The organism is Clostridium tertium (assembly GCF_902652255.1).
Lineage (GTDB): Bacteria > Bacillota > Clostridia > Clostridiales > Clostridiaceae > Clostridium > Clostridium tertium_A.
Genome location: NZ_CACRTO010000008.1, coordinates 175829 through 195493, shown reverse-complemented (window position 1 = coordinate 195493; position 19665 = coordinate 175829). Strand labels below are relative to the sequence as shown.

Here is a 19665-nt window from a genome sequence, read left to right as displayed (position 1 = left end):
CTCACCTATCCTTACATTATAAATTATAAAAAATTTATTTAAAATATTTTAATTTTAGCTCATTTAATATATCTAAATTTTCATCTTTTATTTCTTTATTTTCATCTTCGAAGATAACACATTCACTATCAATACTCTTTATTGTTTCTTCCTTAAGTTCTCTTTCAGCAAATTTATAAATAACATTGTCCTCTTTATGAATATGTCTATCTAAAAGGTTACAATATGAAATTGCATTTGCTATAATATCTAATTTGGAGTTATTATTTCCTTCCTCGTAGGACTTTAAAGCTTCTTCTAAATTAGATACATACAGTCTTCCAAGATCATGCTCAACTAGCATTCCATACTTTACTACTTTTTCTGCAGTTTCTCCAATTTCTTCTACCATCCTGTTAAAAAGCATAATTTCTTCTTTTTTATGATGATGAGAATCTGCATAATTTCTTATAAATTTTATTACTTTATAAAAATCTTCTACATTAACCTTATTTTCTTCTAATATTAATAGAGAAGCATTTCTAACTACCTTAAGCATTTCCTTTATATTTTTATGTTCTTCCATCATTAATTCAATTGCATTCATATTATACCCCTACCTTTTCAATAGAAAATTCATTATTTCCTAGGAAAACATATTTGTAATCATTATTTAATTTATTAACAAAACTATTAATCCATTTATCTCTTAAAGAATAGAATGTATCAACATTTCCTCCAAGATCTTCCCAAATCTTTTTATGAACACAAATCCTTCTCTTCCAAACTACCTTGTCTTCTTCTTGAGATAATACTTCATTTACTCTATCACAAGGCATTCCATCTAAAATATAATCATTCATTGCATTGAAAATATCTATGGAATTTAAGTCTTTTGTTTCATTTCTTAAAATCTCTATAGCTGCATCTTCTCCTTGAGCAACAAATAAATTTTCTAGCTTAGATATATTTATATCTTTTTCTAATAATAGTATTATCCAACTAGCAACTCTACTTTCTGCTGAAATTATTCTATCTTGAAGCCATCCATGAATATTAGAAGTATCAATTATCTCTTCTAATGGAAGGTTTGGAGTTTTCTCACCAAACTTGCTAATTATTTCTTTATTAATAATCTCTATATCTAATCCTTCGCTTTTTGCTAATGAAATTATATCTTCCTCAAGGTTTTCAAACCAAGTAATTTTATTAAATAACCAATAATGTATCTTTCCTAAAAATAAGCTCATTTCTCTACCTCCATAACTAATTTCTAAGGGTAGTTTATCATATGTATATTGAAAATTCCGTAACATCTGTTACATATGTATTATGTTTCTATCTTTTTTATATTTAAATTCTATCTATAAGTTCCAATTCTAAAGATTTTGCAAATTCTTCACCTAAATGTCTATTTCTTAAATTCTCAGGAGTATGAGCATCAACCCCTAGAATTCTTTTTACATTATATTCTTTAGATAATTCCCAAAAATCTTTTATAGGATAAAAATATCTTTCACCAAGATTGTATTTAGTTTTACCTCTATTGAAACCATTTATGTTTATTTCTAATGGTATGTTTAACCTTTCTGCAGCTTCTAAAATCCTTCTTGATGCTTTTATTGCTGCTTCATCCCAATTTCTATATTTTACTCCAAATAAATCTGGATGAGCTATATATGCAAAATATCCACTTTCCATTGTCTTTATAACAAAATCAATATATTTTTCTAATATTTCTTCTGTAATTTCAATATCACCTATATATTCATATTTACCTTTGTAAGGGAAAAAATGAACACCAGCTATTAAATAATCTGCTTTATTCTTGTTATATAATTCTTCGTATAACCAATGATACTCTTCAAAGTATTCACACTCTATTGCTGATTTTATAGAAATTTCATTACCATATTTTCTTTTTACTTCTTCTATTTCATAAAAATATTCTTCTAAATTCTCGTATCTCATCCTATTAAAATTGTCTATATTCTTTCCTGGATGTGGCATGTGATCAGAAATTCCAATTTCATCATAACCTTCTTCAATCGCTACCTTAATATAGTCTTCAATTGTACCATCTGCATGATTACATCTGTAATTATGTGTATGATAATTAGTCTTCATTAATTTCACCTATCCTTATTATCTAATTTAAAACAAAATTTCTACTAATATACATCATATCATATATAAAAGCTATATTCTAATCTAAAAATAGTGTGAAAATGTTATCAAAGAAATTTTTTTAAATAAAATTTTCTATTCTTCCCTGAACCTTAATAACTCTTTTGGTAATTGAACTATGAATTATAACTACATTCTCCATTTCACTTATATAACAATAGTCTAATACCTTAAAAGTAATTTCTTCTTTTTTTTCATAGTTAGTAACATACACCTTAAATAAAGGTCTTCTACTGTTCTTCCCATGAGTAGTTTCAACTATTCCTGTGCAAATTCCTTCACTAGTTGTATATAATCCAAATATTGCTTCAAATATATATATAATTTCTGGCACCAATAATATTATGAATAAATATTTAATTATATCATCACCCATGGAAAGAAAAATTACTACAAAAACTAAATTGACCAATTTAATTCTTTCAAATCTATCCTCTATCCTTACCTTCGCATGTGGGAAAAATCTTATTTTCATTCTCCAAAATATATTACTTTCCTCTTCTAAAGTACCTGGATTATCGTAATCTCTTCTCCACCTTAATCTATAATCTGTAAGCCTTGCTTCTTGTATTTTTCTTTCATTTATATAAACTAAAAATAAATTAATCATTATTAATATTTGAAATCTAAGTAATATAATATCTTTAAGTAAAATTACACTTGCTATTCCATAGACAGCAAATAATATCATTATTAACTTTAAAACTAAGGTTTTTCTTTTTACTTCAAAAAGAACTTCTTCTTTACAGTTAAGATGTATATTTTGAATAGAGAATATACCTAATATAAATGTTGAAAACATCATCATAAAACTAAATCCATTAAAGTCTATACTCCATAAAAACTCATTATGTATACCTAATTTAATAAAAATAATAGCAATATTACTAATAATTCCCCAAGCAAGTGAAAAGGCAAAAAATACTCTTAGTTGTTCTAAATTTCTTCTTTCTGATCCCATAACTCCTCCATTAAAAATTATATTTCAAAATTCTTCATATACTTGCACTATTATATTATAATTGAATTAATTGTATTTATATAGTAAGGGGGCCAATTTAATGAAATATATTGATTTAAGAAGTGATACTGTAACAGAACAACCAGATTTTATGAAGGAGGCTATGTTCAATGCAGAAGTTGGAGATGATGTTTATGGTGATGATCCAACAGTACATAAGTTAGAAATTTTAGCTGCGGATATTGTAGGTAAAGAAGCAGCATTATTTGTGCCTAGTGGTGCCTTTGGTAATCAATTATCTTTATTTACTCATTGCAAAAGAGGAAGTGAAGTAATTATTGCTGATTCAAACCATATTATTGCTCACGAAGTAGGGGCAAGCTCTGTTATAGCTGGAGTTCAACTTAGGGCTATCGATTCACCAAATGGAGTTATTAATGCAAAAGATATAGAAAAGAGAATTAGATTTGAAGATGAGGATATTCATTTTCCTTCTACATCATTAATTTGCATAGAAAATGCTCATTCAAGTGGTAATGTTCTTACCCTAGAAGAGATGGAAGAAGTATATAATGTTGCAAAAAAATATTCTCTTCCTGTTCATTTAGACGGTGCTAGAATATTTAATGCTGCCGCATCATTAAATGTTGATGTAAAAGAACTAACTAAATACTGTGATTCAGTGATGTTCTGCTTATCAAAAGGTTTATGTGCACCAGTTGGTTCAATTGTTGCTGGAAGTAAAGAATTTATAGCTAAGTCTAGGAAGAAAAGAAAACTTCTAGGTGGTGGATTAAGACAATCTGGATATTTAGCTGCTGCAGGAATAGTTGCCTTAGAAAAAATGTCAACAAGATTAAATGAAGATCATAATAATGCTAAACTACTTGCAGAAGAATTAAATAAACTTCCTGAAGTAAAAGTTGATTTTGATAATTTAAAGATAAATATGGTATTCTTTAGCTTTGAATCTGATAATATAAACACTAAAGCTTTAGTTAAATACTTCCTAGAAAATAATATTAAAATAAATGATATGGAAAATGGTCTAATGAGATTTGTAACTCACTATTGGGTTACAAAAGAAGATGTGTTAAAAGTAGTAAACAAATTAAAAGAGTTTTTAAAAAATTAAGTAATTAATAATGAAAAATTTAATTAAGTAATTTTTTTAAATTACTATAAACAAGAAAAAAGAAACTCAAGGCACACCTTGAGTTTCCTCATTAATCCTTTCACTATTTCATTTTTTCATTTTTTAATTTCTTCATTGTGCGACAGCACCCTCTACTCTGTTCTTAATGCTTCAACTGGATCTTTCTTAGATGCCATTTTAGCTGGAATAAATCCACCTAACATTGTAAGTAATACACTTATAATTATTAGAATTATAGCATGAACTGGATTTAATACTGCAACTCCTTCTAAATCAGTCACCTTATATAGTATAGCATTTGTTGGGAAGGTTAATAGGTACGCAATAATTATTCCTAAAATACCTGAACAACTACCAACTATAAATGTTTCAGCATTAAATACTCTTGTAATATCCTTCTTTCTAGCTCCTAAGGATCTTAAAACTCCAATTTCCTTTGTTCTTTCTAGAACAGAAATATAAGTAATAATTCCAACCATTATTAATGAAACAACTAAAGATATTGCAGCAAATGCTATTAGCACCATAGTTATAGCATCCATTATACTACCTGATAATGTTGCAAAAGTTTTAGCCATATCATTATATAAGATTACATCATCCTTAGCCTTATCTTCATTCCAATCATCAAGATAACTTACCACTGCTTCCTTACTAGCAAAATCCTTAGGATATAAAGTTATCATATAAGGAATTTCTGTTCCTCCAATAGAAGCTAAAATATTTTCCTTAGTATTTTCAGAACTTCCACCTTGATTTTGAGCTTTAAAGCTTTCTCCTGTAAACACATTAAAATCTGAAGCTTCTTGGTCTTTTACTACTTCAGAGTTCTTTGCATTTTCAATAAAGAATTTACTTAATTCATCTGAGAAAGCTACACCTGGTGATAATACTGGAATCTTTACATCTTCTTTTAATCTTAATATTCCTGCTATTTTTAGAGAAATAGATTTTTCACTATTATAAAGTTCACTCATATCTTTTGGATTTCCAGCTAAAGTATAAAAATTTCCTACCTTTTTATAATAATCATCATTTTGAATAGCTTTAATTTCATTTCCAATAATATCATCGAAAGATATTTCTTCTTTGCTTGAATCTATACCTAATGCTTTTAAGACTTCTGTATCTACATTATTATATTCATCAACTACTAAAACTAGATCATTCATTGTTTCTGGATAACTTCCTGCTAGTAAATCATATGAACTTTCTAAATATCCTGCTTTATCATTATCTAATGAAATAGGATAAGACGATAATCTTAAATCAGCTGAGTTAATAGGTGTAGCGACGCTACCATCACTCTTTAAAAGATTCATATTAACTAAACGAGTGTAGGAAACACCTGATAGACTATTTGAATCTATCTTCTCAATATAATCTAAATACTCTTGTGTTATTTTATTATTATGGATAAAAGTATTTTCCTTACTGTTATATGGATAAATAAATTTATCTTCTGGATATTTGGTATTATCCTCTTCTTCTTTACCAAGCATTTCTTTTCTCATTTCCTTACTATGTTCCATCATTTCATTCATATCTACTTCAGCAGCCTGCTGAGATATCATAATAGGAAATCCTGATAAAGTATCACTTTCGAATATATCTATTTGCTTATCAAAACCATTTGATAAAGATAATATTAGAGCAATACCTATAATACCTATGCTAGATGCAAAAGCTGTTAGGAATGTTCTCCACTTCTTAGTTCTAATATTCATAGCTGATAACTTTAATGCTGTAAAGAAACTCATACTTGTCTTTTTAAGATTATAATTATCATTTTTATCTAATTCATTAATAGGACTTGAATCTGAAATTACACTTCCATCTCTAAATTCTATAATTCTATCAGCATACTTTTCAGCTAACTCTGGATTATGAGTAACCATAATAACAAGTTTATCCTTAGCTATATTTTTAATAATCTCCATTATTTGAACACTAGTTTTAGTATCCAAAGCCCCTGTTGGCTCATCAGCTAAAATAATATCTGGATCATTTGCTAAAGCTCTAGCTATAGCAACTCTTTGCATTTGTCCACCTGATAATTGATTAGGTTTTTTATGCATATGATCTTTTAGTCCAACTGTTTCTAAAACTTCTTTAGCCTTTTTGTGCTTTTCATTTGATGATATTCCGCTTAAAGTCATTCCCATTTCAACATTATCTAATATGTTTAGATGTCCAATTAAATTATAACTTTGAAATATAAATCCAATACTATTATTACGATAAGCATCCCAATCAGAATCCTTAAATTGTTTAGTGGACTTACCATTAATAATTAAATCTCCACTATCATATTTATCTAATCCACCTATAATATTTAAGCATGTAGTTTTACCAGAACCACTAGGCCCTAATATTGCTACAAATTCGCCTTTTCTAAAATTCAAATTTACATCATTTAGTGCAACCTGCGTATAATCACCAGTTACATAAGATTTTTTAATATTTCTTAGTGATAACATATACCTACTCCCTTTATACTTTATTTACTCTAGTAATTCTTAACTTATATTCCGATGTTATACCTATCATTATAACTAATATATGAATTATTTGCTATTTTTTAATATAGAGCAAAAAGACTGTTATAAAAATAACTTAATAAGTTATTTTTATAACAGTCTGAATTAAACTATTGCTTTATTCTTTTTAATGCAGCTGAATTTAATATTCCCCAAGGTTTATTAAAGTGAGGTTGGAAGAAGAAATCTGTCATAGCTAGTTCTTCCACAGTCATATTATTTTGAATTACTACAGATAAAGTATTCATAAATTCAGTCATATCTACTTTAGATGCGATTTGACCACCAACTATTCTTCTACTTTCTTCTTCATATACAATTTTTAATTGCACATCTTCAAAGGTTGGCATAAATTCAGGTCTATTATTTTCATGAATAGTTACACTATCTACCTTTAAATTAGTAGTATTATTCGCTGCTTCTACTGTTAACCCTGTAGAAGCTATACATTCATCATAAACCTTTATACCAGAAGTTCCTTGAGTCCCCATATACTTTAATGTTGGTTTCTCAATATTTCTAGCAATTAACATTCCCATTCTTACAGCATTCGTGGCAAGAGGGATATATCTATTATCATTTGCAGGATTATATCTAACCATGCAACAATCCCCAGCTGCAAAAACGTCTTCCTTGTTTGTTCTCATATATTCATCTATAATAATCGCACCATTTTTTAAGGTATCTACTTTTCCTTCAATTAATTTTGTATTTGGCCTAAACCCAATACATAATACTACTAAGTCACCTTCATACTCACCCTTATCAGTAATTACCTTTGAGACTTTATTATTATTATCTCCTTCAAATTTAACTACCTTTTCACCTAGAACTAACTTTATCCCTCTACTAGTAAATTCTTTTTCTGCAATATCAGAAAATTCCTTATCTAAATACTTAGACATAATCCTATTTTCTGCATCTATTAAAGTTACTCTTTTTCCTAATACCTCAAAGGCTTCTGCTAATTCAACCCCTATATATCCTGCTCCTATAATAATTACATTATTGGATAAGTCTTTCTTTTCATCAATAATTTTTGCATGATGATAGTTTTTGCATAATAATATATTCTCTAAACCTATACCTTCTATATTAGGTATAATAGGCCACGATCCTAAAGTTAAAATTAACTTATCATAATTATCTTCAAACTCTTCATTATTAACTAAGTTTTTTACCGTTAATTTTTTATTATCAAAATCTATATTTAAAACTTCATGCTTCATCCTAGTTATAATTCCACTTTCTGCTAAGTTTTCTGGAGAATTATAAAAAAGCTTTTCTGGTTCTTTTACTACATCCCCCACGCTTAAAGCAATTCCGCAGGATAAAAAGGATATATTATCATTTTTTTCATATACAGTTACTTCAGCATCTGGATGCAATAACTTTAAATTTACTACAGATGAAGTTCCTGCATGGGTACATCCTATAACTACTACTTTCATTTGTATCCTCCTTTTTAAAATAAATTATATATTCTTTCAATTTTTTATTTTACTTAAATAATTCTATTTACTTTTAATTTTATAAGACCTTATTAATGTAAATAATTAATTGAAATCTATACTAGTAATATAATTTGCTAAAAAGTTAATATTATTCTATTTGTTATATATTTTGAATTATAAACTGAAGCATCTTTAATCCAACCTTCATAATTTCTTCCATGTTAAACTCTGAAAAATCATGTGTTGCACCTTCTAGTGCTATTATCTTAACTTTATTATTTTTACTTTCCAATTCATCATATAATCTTTCTGCATTTTCATAAGGAACTGTTGTATCCTTTCTACTGTGGATTATTAATGTTTTTGGTTCATTTTCATTTACATAATTGATTGGACTATATTTACTTAAAATTTCTTCTTTATTACTTCCTACTGAGTTAATTATTTGTTCTAAATCCCAATTAACATTATCCATATCTAATGTAGTTAAATCTGTTGGTCCAAAAAAATCAATTAAATATTTTACATCCGAAGGATAATCTTTAAGATCTTCTTCATCAATAAATTCATTATTATTACTATATGCAGCCATTAATGATAAGTGAGCACCTGAAGAAGCTCCAAGCAAGCCTATATCATCAGTTTTAAAATTATATTTTTCTTTATTTTTATAAATCCATCTAACAGTATCTTTTACATCAGAAATTTGCTTATAGAAATTCTCCTCTTCTCTCATTAGTTGATAACTTGTGCTTATTATAGTAAATCCTTCTTCTCTAAAGGCATCTAATAGTGGAGAAATAGCTTCTGGTATATCTTTACTACCATAAACCCAACTTCCTCCATGAACATATAGTAAAACTGGAGAACCTCCTTTGAGTTCCTTCTTAGGTCCATATATATCTAATGTTTGAGATATACCATTAGTATTTTTATATTCTACATCTTTATAATCAATATCTTTAACAGCTTCTAAAGATAAATCATTCTCAGTAATAGTACTTGGATTTTCAATTATATTAGAATATTTTTTAACAATATTTATTGTTAGACTTATTTTATCTCTTATAATAAAAGCAAAAACTCCTAAACTTATAATTAATAGAAGTATTATTACTCCTAATATTTTAAAAAACTTTTTCATAATCCTCTCCTTCTTTTTTCTTTTATTATTAATAGTTTAACACTATTTTATATTATATTTGTCAATAATGACTAATTAATTAAATACAATATATAAAATATGTATTTAGGAAGTGCGCTATGAAAAAAAAGATCTTTTTATTACTTTTTTCATTATTTTTTTCATTTATACTAATTAGCTGTAATAAATCAAAAGAAGAACCACCTTCAACCTCTTCAAATCTTCCAAAAGAGAATGTTCAAGAAGAAAATAATAACACTGATGATAAAAAAGAGAATTCAGATGATAACAAAACTGTCTCTAAAAAAGCAGTTCGATTATTTTACTTTGATACAGTAAAATATGATCTTTATTATATAGATAAAGAGATTGAAATTACTGACAATGCAATAATTAAATCACTAACTGAAGAACTTCAAAACTATTCTCCAAATGATAACTTTTTAAATTTAACTGATAAAGTTGATATAACTTCATCAAAACTAGATGAATCAACTGGAGTATTAAAAGTTGTCTTTTCATCCTCTTATGTAGATAAAATGCTTTTAGGCTCTTCAACAGAAGGAGGTCTTTTAGCTTCATTAATTTCAACTTATGGATATAATTTAAATGTAGATAAAGTAGCAATTTATTTTGGTGATGAATTATATACTTCTTTACGTGGAGATCTCCCAAAAGGATATTTTGATGTTAACTATAATTCAGCTACTCAATATTCTAAAGAAAATTATAATATTGATGATTCTTCTACATCATCAAATATAAAAAATATGAATTGTAGAATATATTATTATAATGTAGGTGATGATATATATTATTATCAAGATAAATCTATTGAAGTTGTAGATAGTGCCCTAGTAACATCATTAACAAAAGAAATAAGAAATACACCTAATAATACCGACTTTTTAAAATTTGACAATAACTTGAATATTAAATCAGCAAAATTAAATAATGATATTTTAACTGTTGATTTATCCTCATCCTATTATAATATGCTAAAAAGTCTTGGTTCTGGTCCTGAAAGCTCTGCTCTTAAGATATTAGCCTTAACTTATAGCTATAATTATGGAATTGATAAAGTAATAATTTTAGTTGATGGAAAGCCTTATTCAGGTAGTCATCTTGTTTTTAATGATAATGAATATATAAATATTAATGTTAGTAATATAAAAGAATACAAACAGTAATAAAATACGAAGTATTTAAAATAAAAAATGAAGGTAATTAATGAATTAAGGAAGAGGCTTTGCTATGCAAAACCTCCTTTATTTTAAAGAAATCATTATAAAAACCTGCAAAGATTTTTATAATAATTTTTTCATTTTTTAATTTTTCATTCTTTAATTACACAATAGGATATTAATTATTTTATTTATTATTAAAAATATTTTTTTGTAAGAATTTCTCTTTACTCTTAATTACATCTTCAGTGATAATTAAGTTAATTTCTTTGTTATTAATTCTTGTATCACATATTCTTATACTTTGTTCTCTAATTAGAATATCTAAATATTGTTTTACCATTAGAGCATTTCTTAAAGTTAATTTTTCATTATCATATAATTCATTTAACCCATTAGATAATTCCTTAGTTGAAGTAATATCCAATATATAACCTTTGCTTTCTAAGATGCCTATTGCCATATAAACTAATTCTTCTTTACTATAGTCTTTAAAGTTTAGCATGGAAGAAAATCTATAATTAAGTTCAGGATTTAAATGAATTAATTTTCTAATATCCTCTTCTTTGCCTGATAAAGTTAGTACCGAATTATTACTATTCTTATCCATAAATTTAATTAAATCTTTTATTATCTTATTAGCATAGGGCTTCAGTAAGAACTCCGCTCTATCAATGTATATTACTTTTCCAATTTGCTTATTTAATACTTCTTCAAAAGAGGTATTATTATTTATACAATCTATAGCTTCATCCTTATTTATCTCTACTATATTTTTAGCTTTTACTATCCCCATACTATATAATACTTCTGAGAAAATATTTAATACTGTTCTCTTTCCAGTACCTACTTCTCCAGTAAATATAATATTCATATATCTATTAATATCTGTTGATAGTCCTAACTTCTTTCTTTTTTCTTTAACTCTAATAAGTTTATATTGATCTCTTAAAAACTCCTTAGCTTCTTCATTACCAACTAAACTATTTAAACGCTTTTCTAAATCAAACTCATTATCATATTGAGAAGTATTTAATTTTTCTATATCTTTTGCTGTAATTAAGTTAATTTCATATGCACTAGTATCTTCTTCAACTATTCTAATACTTTGCTCTCTTATTAAGTTTTCTACATAATTTCTTACCATTCTTCCATTTCCAGATTGTGAATCTGAATTTTCATATATCTCAACAAAACTCTTTTTTAGAGAGTTATATCCATTCTTAGATAGCTTAAATCCCTTACCTTCAATTAATCTAATAGCCATCTCTAGAAGTTCATTTGGATTATAGTCTTTAAAATTAGTCCATAAAGGAAATCTAGATCTAAGACCTATGTTTACATCAAAGAAATTTTCCATTTCTTCTTCATAGCCAGCTAATATTACTATCACATCTCTCGAATTATCTTCAACAAGCTTTAATAAAGTTTCTATTGCCTCTCTTCCTAAGCTATCGTTAGCTAAAGTGTATGCTTCATCAATAAATAGAACTCCACCTAAAGCTTCTTTAAATTTCTCTTCAGTTTTCTTAGCAGTCTCTCCTGGAATATTCGAAACAAAACTTGATCTATCACATTCAACTAATTGACCAATTTTTAATAAACCCATACTATTTAGCATCTCTGCAACTAATCTTGCTATACTAGTTTTTCCTGTACCTGGATTGCCCGCAAAAACCATATTTAAATTTTGCTCTATTTCTGTATTTACTCCAACAGATTTTCTCTTTTCTTGAGCTATTAATAACTTATATTGGCTTCTTAAGAGGTTTTTAACATCTTCAAGACCTATAATATTTTTTAATCTTTTTTCTAAGTCAAATTTAGCATTAGCTTTAAAGTTAAAATCTTCTCTCTCTAAGAGATCTATTTCACTTCTATTGTTATTTAAATATTTTCTTGAAGAATAAATAATTGCATTTTCAATTATATTTCTAACAAACCTCGCATTACCTAAATCACTTTTTCCAGTAAGTTGATTTCTAGTAAATAAATCTATTAAATCATTTTTAACATTTTTAGAAATCCTATACCCCTTAGACTTAGCTATTTGAAGAGCTATTTCATACATCTCACTAGGAGTATAGTCTTCAAAATTAATAATATTAGGGAATCTAGATTTAAGACCTTGATTTATTCCCAAAAACTCTTCCATATCCTTTTCATAGCCAGCTAAAATAACTATTAGATTGTTTCTATTATCTTCTATTCCTTTTATTAAAGCATCTACTATTTCTTTGCCGACCTTATCATCTTCGCCTTCATATAAAGAATATGCTTCATCAATAAATAATACGCCTCCTAAGGCTGACTTTATAATATCATTAGTTCTTTTTGCTGTTTCATTAACATTATCTGTTATAAAATCAGCCTTACTAACTTCCACTAAAGTTCCTTTAGACAATAATCCTAAAGCATTTAAATAATCATAAGTTATTCTTGCAGCATTAGTTTTTCCAGTACCAGCATTCCCTGCAAAAATCATATTTAAAGAAATATATGAAGTTCTAAGCCCAAGCTTTTCTCTTATTTTTTGTACCTTATTATTATTTTCTATGTTTAATAAAAATTCTTTTAATTCCTTAACTCCAATCATTGATTCAAGTTTATATTTAACCTCTTCTAATGTAGGTACTGAATACTTAAATAATTTGTAAACCCTATTATCTACATTACACCTTAAATTATTATTCTCCACATAAACTAAAACTTTATCTCCTTGTCTTAAATTCTCCTTATTTATCAGGTTTATAATAGGACTGCTGAAGGTGTAATTTATGTATTCGCTAATATCGAAACTTCCTTTTTTACTAAATGAATTTTGTAGATACTCATACACTCCATATCTCTCTTTATCTAAAGCCGCATCCTTAAATCCAAATACTATTTGAATTCCAAAATTACTCTTTATCTTTTCAATTTCATTATTTAACTTTTTTCTTATAATATAATTCTTTTCTCTTTCTGTAAGCTCTTTTGTAAATAAAACTTTATCTACACTTATTAGATTATCCTGAAGAACCTCATCCATCTCATTTTTGTCTTCATAATTATAAACAAAAATAAAGAATTTATTATGGCAAAGAAATTGATTTATTGTATTTTTCTCTTCTTTTTCAGCTTCAACTAAAAATTTATTCTTTATAGTATAATTATTTTTTAACTTTATGCATGAATTAGGCTGGATCTTTGATAAAATATTTATAATTTCCTTTGATGCCTTTTCTGTATTTTTAAACATTATTCCTTCTGATTTATCACTATTAAGCATCTCATATAAATCACTCAAAAAAGCATTATATCCTAAGTTAAAGTTATATGAAGATAGATCTATTTCCTCAATCTTTTTCTTATTAATTATTTTTTCTTTATATAATTCCTCAAATACATATCTTATACTTACTTTTTTAAAGGTATTTCTTTGTCCTGCTACTAGTAAGATTCCCTTTTCACCCTTTTCAACCTTTGAAATAAAGTAATTTGTTACTTCATTAAAAAACTCTTTTTGTCCGATAAATTCTTTATTCAGCTTATTTTCTATCTTAGTTTTTAATTGATTTTTTTCCATAGTAATCCCTCTCTTTCTTCTATTTTATATTATAGTTATCATTCTTTTAGTAACTTTGTCACTAATATAAAATGCTGCACCTTAAATAAAGTACAGCACTGCAAGTTATATTAATTTATCATTCTTAAGTAAATTTAATAATGTTGGATTGAAATTAAATTCCTTTATTAAATTATCAACTTCTTTTAAAGCTTTTTCTTTCTTTTCTACTGAAATATTAGACTTAGATGCTCTTATTAAAATATTCTTAGGTGAATGAGCTATATCTATAAATTCTAAAAGCTGAGTCTTATATCCTGAAGCTTCAAGAAGGTTCCCTCTTACTGCATCTGTCATTAATGCAGAAACTCTTTCTTGAATTATACCATATTTTGAAAGTATTGATAAGGATTCTGGTTTCATTTGGGCATTGAACTCATGCTGACAACATGGTACTGAAAAAATCATTTTAGCCTTCCACTTAATAGCATTATACAGAGCATAATCTGTAGCGGTATCACAAGCATGTAACGTTATTACCATATCAACATTATTTTCATACTTATATCCATTAATATCTCCTAGTTCAAAATGTAAATTATCATATTTATATCTCTTTGCAATTTCATTACATTTCTTAATAACATCTTCTTTTAAATCTAAACCTATCATTTTAACTTTAATATTTTTTATTTCTACAAAGTAATAATATAAAACAAAGGTTAAATAAGATTTACCACATCCAAAATCTAATATAGTAAGCTCTTTATAATTATTTTTTCTTATTTCATCATCTATTATTTCTATAAACCTATTTATTTGCTTATACTTATCATATTTAGAGTTAACAACCTTGCCTTCTTTAGTGAAAACTCCTAAATCTATTAAGGGCTCAATTATCATACCTTCTTTTAAGATATAATTTTTCTCTTTATTATGACTTTTATTAGATAAATTCTTGTTATCTGATTTCTTTTTACCTAAAAATACTTTACCTTTTTTAGAAATCTTTAAGTCAAAAGTAGTATTATCAGACCAAGCAGCTAATTGTTTATAATTATTATGTATTAATTCAATTAGTTTCTTTTCTAATTCCTTAACTTCAATATTTTCATGAAAAACTTGCTTATCAGTAAAACTCTCTATTTGATAATATTTCTTACCTTTTTTATTACTCTTTAATTCAATATTTATTTTATTATATTTCACATCTTTATTTAATTTGTTACTAATAACAACCTTTATTACTTCTTCTAATGCAACTTCTCTAATTGCCTTTATTAACTCTTCCATTAAAAACACACCTTTCTAAATATCAATTATAATCTAAAGATATGTAATCTATCAAGATAATAAAAAAGTGGCTATATGTAAGTTTGCTTATTATACTCATTTGCTACAAGTTAACGTAAACCTACATATGTCCACTAAATAGTTTTAATTAAGAAATTATTCTTGATATCTACTTCTTAATAGTTCTATTTCCTTTGCATAACCATCTAACTCATTAGGTGTTTCTAAGAAGAATGGTAAGTGCTTAAGTTTTGGATGATTAATTATATTAGTTATCGCATCTAATCCAACAAAGCCTTCTCCTATTTTTTCATGTCTATCCTTATGACTTTTAAATGGGTTTTTACTATCATTTAAGTGAATTGCCTTTAATCTATCTAAACCAATTACTCTATCGAATTCTTCTAAAACTCCATCTAGATTATTAACAATATCATATCCAGCATCATACACATGACAAGTATCTAAACATACTCCCATTTTATCTTTTAATTCAACTCTAGAGATTATTTCAGCTATTTCTTCAAAAGTTCTTCCTACTTCTGAACCTTTTCCAGCCATAGTTTCTAATAAAACTGTTGTTGTTTGATCTTCTCTTAAAACATTGTTTAACAATTCTACTATATAGTTTATTCCAACCTCTACCCCTTGCTTAACATGGCTTCCTGGATGAAAATTATATAAATTATTTGGCATAAGTTCCATTCTATTTAAATCATCTTCCATCATTTCTCTTGCAAATTCTCTAGTTCTTTCATCAGCAGAACATGCATTTAATGTATATGGTGCATGAGCTAAAATAGTTGCAAAATTATTTTCCCTAGCTATTTTTAAAAGCCCCTCCATATCCTTCATATCTATATCTTTAGCTTTTCCACCCCTAGGGTTTCTAGTAAAGAATTGAAAAGTATTAGCTCCAATTTCTAATGCTTCTTTTCCCATATTTTCAAAACCTTTTGTGGTTGATAAATGACATCCTATATTTAACATTATTTCCTCCGTAATTACCTTGTCTATATTTGTTTTTCCTATTTTAATTAACTCAATGATACTATAAGCCTTAGCATTATGGCAATAGCTAATTAATATAAATTATTATTTAACAATGAAATAACATAGAACACTATATACTAATTAAAAATTAAGAGTTAAAAGTTAAAAAATGCAAATTAGAATTTAATAAAAAAACTCCTTACGGAGTTTACAATTAATATTAGTTTATATGACTTTCATATTATGAAAGTTACTAAAGATGCTATTAATCCACCTATAAATAAGGAAAATGAGCTTAAAGCAAAAGTTATATTTATTTCGTTTCTATATGTTCTCATTCCACCAGTTAAAAAAAGTGCTATTGAATCTGCTGAAATTGAAGAAAAAAGCCCTATAAAAATTAATACTAATCCCTCTATAAATAATACATCCTCAAAGCTTTTATATGATGTGATATTTGTAATAAACAAAGCAACTATTGATAATACTATTAACCAAATAAAAGCAAAAACTAGAGATTTAATAAATAATTTTATTCTACTATTCTTCATAAATACTCCCCTTTTTATTAAAATTATTTTTTATATAATTAAGGAACCTAATATCTATAATTAAGTTTCTTATTTTATCACAATTTAAATTTCTACTTATATTATAAAGGTTATAGCAACTGATAGAATTCCACCTATTACTAGTGAGAATGTGCTAAGTTCAAATCCTATATTTATTTTTCCACTAACCTTTTCCCTACTCATCTTTGACACTTCTAAATTTGCATTTGCTATATATTGAGCATTACTTTGACCTAAGCCTTGCAATGAAAGTCCCAATGGATCTCCTGAAATCGAAGCAAATATCCCAACAAAAATTAGTATTAATCCTTCGATAAATAGTACGCTTTCGAAGTCTTTATAAGATGTTACCTTAGTTATTATTAAACCTATTAATGCAGCTAATCCAAGCCAAACTATACCCCAAATTATGGATTTAATAAGTAATGATACTCTTTCATCTTTCATAATTACTCCCCCTTTTATATATTGTAACATATTTTACCTAAATTGTATATTTTCCCTTATTATTTTCTTATTGAATCCCCAATGTGGTGTTGGTAATCCAAAACCTCCAGCTACTTCTAATAAATTACCTGTTATATAAGATGAATCATCACTTGCATAAAATACTGCAGCATTTTCAATATTCTCAGATTCACCGACTCTATTTAATAGTACATATTTTAAAAAAACATTTAATAATTAGTTACTTTTTCTACTTTATAACCTTCTCTTGTCAATCTATCTAACATTCCATTCTCACTAGATAGTTGCACCTCTGAAAATACTACAAAGTAGTTTTTATCTGAGTTCATATATTCTTTTATTTTTCCCATATAAATATCTTCTTGGCCATTTATATATTTATTAAATACTTCTTGTATAACATCATTAAGCTTTTTATACTCTTCTTTCTTACTATCATCTAAGCTTTCGTATATATAATCATAATTATTATAAGCTTCAATATCTCCACTCTTCCATAAATCTACATACTTAACTAGACTTTCTTCTTTTATATATTTATTATATTCCATTAATTTAATAAGTTCGTCGCCAACTCCTTCTACAGAATTTATAGTTTTCTTTACTACATCCATTGAATTATCTAAAGTAATTATTTCTTTATTATATTCAGATCCTAATGTTAGTATATAACCGTGTTGTGAGTAACTAGTAGAAACACTTTCTTTTTCTAAACTAGTTAACTTAAATACTCCATTTATCATATATGGTTTTAGAGTTCTTACATTTTCAAACTCCAATCCATTCTCTTCCAAGATATCTTTTAAAATGCTTATTGCTTCTTTTGATACATGATTTTCTATTGAATCTTCTAAATTATATCTAGTTAAATTAATAACTTCTTCATTAGTCCCATCAACTTCACCATATTCAATTGCTATAGCATCACTGTTTTTTATAGCATCTTGTACTACTGTATTCAAAGGATACATCTCTTTATTTCCTAATAAACTTGTTTGATAAATATATATGCTACTATTATCATCACTAACTTTATATAAAGGCCCAACTACATCTGTTGGTTCTCCATCTAAATTAAATACTTCTTTAGGATTATATGCACTTTGACTATTTCTATTTGAATTATTAATAAATAGAAATACTAAAGATAGGACTAAGAATAAAGTTAGTAAAACTCTTTCTTTTTTTACATTAACCGCCTGTACTTTTACTTTCTTAATAGCTACTAGATATGAAATAAATATTGAAACTAGCGTTACTATTAAGAACATCATCATTGTACTACTAGTTCCAATATAAATCATTAAAACTATCATTATAGTTTCATGAATACAATATACCCAAAGGCTCATTTCTCTTAGTATATTAGATGTTCTTTCACTTATTTCTACCTTCATATTTAGAAGCCATACAAATATTGATGGTACTAATAGTATTAAAGAAATATACATATTAGTATCAATTGGTATCTTATTTGAATTTAATAAATAAGCTTCAGCTATAAATAATACTGATGATCCTAATACTAATAATTTCACATGCTTTTTGTTTATTTTTAAATATCCTAGTGCAATTAAGGCTCCAATTGCTACAAAAGGAATACTAAATGTTATTCCATTTCTAGTATTTATAAAAATACTATTATAAAAATTTACTATACCTACTAAAGGTGTATTTTTAATTAATCCAAAATAACTATCACCTAAAAGTCCTATAATATATAATACTGCACTGATTCCTATTAAAGGCTTAATCCAATTTTTTCTTATAAAAAGACTTATAATTATTGCTGCAAAGATTATAGCTGGAATATACCATAAACTTTCTGTAATACCACCTATAAAAACGTATTTAATATTATCTATAAATCCACCTTTTAACCTATTTTGTACATAAGGCATAATAAGTAATAAATCAATCGCAGATACGCCTATATATATTAGTCCCAGCTTTTTAACAAACTTCTTAACATATCCTTCTTTATTAACATTTCTTACCATGAAGTACCCCGTTGAAACAAAGAAGAAAGGCACAGCTATTCTTGAAATACCTTTTGCAACTATATCGTTAAGTCCTATACTTATACTTGCAAAAATTGATGAATGAAGAGCTATAACTAATAGTGCACTTACCATTCTCATAATATTAATTGAATCATACCTTTTAGCATTTTGTTCCATTATTATC

At 26.4% G+C, this 19665-nt stretch carries 16 protein-coding genes; 2 read left to right on the top strand and 14 right to left on the bottom strand.

Annotation, left to right across the window (positions count from 1 at the left end; all coding sequences use genetic code 11):
- Positions 1-34: 34 nt before the first annotated feature.
- From GPX08_RS03575 to GPX08_RS03560, 4 genes are all read right to left on the bottom strand, one after another.
- Positions 35-586 (bottom strand): hemerythrin domain-containing protein, encoded by a 552-nt coding sequence (locus GPX08_RS03575; protein ID WP_156625466.1) that lies wholly within the window; start codon positions 584-586, stop codon positions 35-37.
- Between the two features lies 1 nt (position 587).
- Positions 588-1229, bottom strand: a complete 642-nt coding sequence (locus GPX08_RS03570) for a hypothetical protein (protein WP_156625464.1) — start codon at positions 1227-1229, stop codon at positions 588-590.
- A gap of 103 nt (positions 1230-1332) precedes the next feature.
- Positions 1333-2106, bottom strand: a complete 774-nt coding sequence (locus GPX08_RS03565) for a histidinol-phosphatase HisJ family protein (protein ID WP_156625463.1) — start codon at positions 2104-2106, stop codon at positions 1333-1335.
- Between the two features lie 121 nt (positions 2107-2227).
- Positions 2228-3127 carry a hypothetical protein gene (locus GPX08_RS03560; protein WP_156625461.1) on the bottom strand — a complete coding sequence of 300 codons (900 nt, stop codon included), beginning with the start codon at positions 3125-3127 and terminating at the stop codon, positions 2228-2230.
- 100 nt (positions 3128-3227) lie between these two features.
- Here GPX08_RS03560 and ltaE point away from each other — a divergent pair, with 100 nt between their 5' ends.
- Positions 3228-4262 (top strand): low-specificity L-threonine aldolase, encoded by a 1035-nt coding sequence (gene ltaE / locus GPX08_RS03555; protein WP_156625460.1) that lies wholly within the window; start codon positions 3228-3230, stop codon positions 4260-4262.
- A gap of 152 nt (positions 4263-4414) precedes the next feature.
- On the opposite strand, the gene GPX08_RS03550 is transcribed toward ltaE, so the two are convergent.
- From GPX08_RS03550 to GPX08_RS03540, 3 genes are all read right to left on the bottom strand, one after another.
- Positions 4415-6763 (bottom strand): ATP-binding cassette domain-containing protein, encoded by a 2349-nt coding sequence (locus GPX08_RS03550; protein WP_156625458.1) that lies wholly within the window; start codon positions 6761-6763, stop codon positions 4415-4417.
- Positions 6764-6933: 170 nt separating this feature from the next.
- The gene (locus GPX08_RS03545; RefSeq protein WP_156625457.1) at positions 6934-8274 is read right to left on the bottom strand and encodes an NADH oxidase; all 1341 of its coding nucleotides are present in this window, start codon (positions 8272-8274) and stop codon (positions 6934-6936) included.
- 163 nt (positions 8275-8437) lie between these two features.
- Positions 8438-9421 (bottom strand): alpha/beta hydrolase fold domain-containing protein, encoded by a 984-nt coding sequence (locus GPX08_RS03540; protein ID WP_156625455.1) that lies wholly within the window; start codon positions 9419-9421, stop codon positions 8438-8440.
- 119 nt (positions 9422-9540) lie between these two features.
- Here GPX08_RS03540 and GPX08_RS03535 point away from each other — a divergent pair, with 119 nt between their 5' ends.
- Positions 9541-10611 carry a hypothetical protein gene (locus GPX08_RS03535; protein ID WP_156625454.1) on the top strand — a complete coding sequence of 357 codons (1071 nt, stop codon included), beginning with the start codon at positions 9541-9543 and terminating at the stop codon, positions 10609-10611.
- 181 nt (positions 10612-10792) lie between these two features.
- Here the strand turns inward: GPX08_RS03535 and GPX08_RS03530 are convergent, their stop codons facing one another.
- The 7 genes from GPX08_RS03530 to GPX08_RS03500 all read right to left on the bottom strand — a co-directional run bounded on the left by GPX08_RS03530 (position 10793) and on the right by GPX08_RS03500 (position 19658).
- Positions 10793-14173: an AAA family ATPase gene (locus GPX08_RS03530; RefSeq protein ID WP_156625452.1), complete on the bottom strand. Its 3381-nt coding sequence runs from the start codon at positions 14171-14173 to the stop codon at positions 10793-10795.
- A 105-nt stretch (positions 14174-14278) separates the two neighbouring features.
- On the bottom strand, positions 14279-15445 hold the full coding sequence (locus tag GPX08_RS03525) for a methyltransferase (RefSeq protein WP_156625451.1): 1167 nt from the start codon (positions 15443-15445) through the stop codon (positions 14279-14281).
- 156 nt (positions 15446-15601) lie between these two features.
- A complete protein-coding gene (locus tag GPX08_RS03520) occupies positions 15602-16435 on the bottom strand; it encodes a deoxyribonuclease IV (protein WP_156625450.1) in 834 nt (277 codons plus the stop codon).
- 239 nt (positions 16436-16674) lie between these two features.
- Positions 16675-16989, bottom strand: coding sequence for a hypothetical protein (locus GPX08_RS03515; protein ID WP_156625448.1), 315 nt, complete (start codon positions 16987-16989; stop codon positions 16675-16677).
- 96 nt (positions 16990-17085) lie between these two features.
- On the bottom strand, positions 17086-17457 hold the full coding sequence (locus GPX08_RS03510; RefSeq protein WP_156625446.1) for a hypothetical protein: 372 nt from the start codon (positions 17455-17457) through the stop codon (positions 17086-17088).
- Between the two features lie 33 nt (positions 17458-17490).
- The gene (locus GPX08_RS03505) at positions 17491-17637 is read right to left on the bottom strand and encodes a hypothetical protein (protein WP_156625601.1); all 147 of its coding nucleotides are present in this window, start codon (positions 17635-17637) and stop codon (positions 17491-17493) included.
- A gap of 50 nt (positions 17638-17687) precedes the next feature.
- Entirely contained in the window at positions 17688-19658 is a 1971-nt protein-coding gene (locus GPX08_RS03500) for an acyltransferase family protein (RefSeq protein WP_156625444.1), read from the bottom strand.
- Positions 19659-19665: the final 7 nt, after the last annotated feature.

Coding starts and splice junctions, on each gene's coding strand:
- GPX08_RS03525 (WP_156625451.1), bottom strand. CDS start 15,445: ATGGAAGAGTTAATAAAGGCAATTAGAGAAGTTGCATTAGAAGAAGTA.
- GPX08_RS03500 (WP_156625444.1), bottom strand. CDS start 19,658: ATGGAACAAAATGCTAAAAGGTATGATTCAATTAATATTATGAGAATG.
- ltaE (WP_156625460.1), top strand. CDS start 3,228: ATGAAATATATTGATTTAAGAAGTGATACTGTAACAGAACAACCAGAT.
- GPX08_RS03510 (WP_156625446.1), bottom strand. CDS start 17,457: ATGAAAGATGAAAGAGTATCATTACTTATTAAATCCATAATTTGGGGT.
- GPX08_RS03515 (WP_156625448.1), bottom strand. CDS start 16,989: ATGAAGAATAGTAGAATAAAATTATTTATTAAATCTCTAGTTTTTGCT.
- GPX08_RS03550 (WP_156625458.1), bottom strand. CDS start 6,763: ATGTTATCACTAAGAAATATTAAAAAATCTTATGTAACTGGTGATTAT.
- GPX08_RS03560 (WP_156625461.1), bottom strand. CDS start 3,127: ATGGGATCAGAAAGAAGAAATTTAGAACAACTAAGAGTATTTTTTGCC.
- GPX08_RS03570 (WP_156625464.1), bottom strand. CDS start 1,229: ATGAGCTTATTTTTAGGAAAGATACATTATTGGTTATTTAATAAAATT.
- GPX08_RS03565 (WP_156625463.1), bottom strand. CDS start 2,106: ATGAAGACTAATTATCATACACATAATTACAGATGTAATCATGCAGAT.
- GPX08_RS03530 (WP_156625452.1), bottom strand. CDS start 14,173: ATGGAAAAAAATCAATTAAAAACTAAGATAGAAAATAAGCTGAATAAA.
- GPX08_RS03520 (WP_156625450.1), bottom strand. CDS start 16,435: ATGTTAAATATAGGATGTCATTTATCAACCACAAAAGGTTTTGAAAAT.
- GPX08_RS03545 (WP_156625457.1), bottom strand. CDS start 8,274: ATGAAAGTAGTAGTTATAGGATGTACCCATGCAGGAACTTCATCTGTA.
- GPX08_RS03535 (WP_156625454.1), top strand. CDS start 9,541: ATGAAAAAAAAGATCTTTTTATTACTTTTTTCATTATTTTTTTCATTT.
- GPX08_RS03575 (WP_156625466.1), bottom strand. CDS start 586: ATGAATGCAATTGAATTAATGATGGAAGAACATAAAAATATAAAGGAA.
- GPX08_RS03540 (WP_156625455.1), bottom strand. CDS start 9,421: ATGAAAAAGTTTTTTAAAATATTAGGAGTAATAATACTTCTATTAATT.